This window comes from Cohnella sp. GbtcB17, from assembly GCF_019091135.1.
Classification (GTDB): Bacteria; Bacillota; Bacilli; order Paenibacillales; family Paenibacillaceae; genus Cohnella.
Map to the genome: position 1 here is coordinate 1 of NZ_JAGXJW010000285.1, position 265 is coordinate 265.

Here is a 265-nt window from a genome sequence, read left to right on the forward strand (position 1 = left end):
CGCCGGGACCGCCCGGGCGAGCGCGTAGACGAACAGCAGCAGCATTCCCAGCACGCCCTGGAGGGCGTCCGCTTCGGCGGACTCCTTCTTTGTGCCGCGCGACAGACGGCCGCCCAAGAGCAGGATGGCGAGGATGACCGCATAGGCGAGCGCGCCCACGAACGAGAGCGCGCACCAGACGCCGAATGTGGTCGCGATCGCTATGCCGCCTCTTCCCCGCAGGAATGGGGAGAAGGCATGCCCGAGCACGGGCAGCAAGGAAGCG

At 69.1% G+C, this 265-nt stretch carries 1 protein-coding gene; it reads right to left on the reverse strand.

All coding sequences use genetic code 11. From position 1 onward, the window contains the following. Window positions 1–265: glycerol-3-phosphate acyltransferase (locus KVT38_RS33790; RefSeq protein WP_217598088.1), on the reverse strand; the 265-nt coding region annotated here is incomplete at both ends.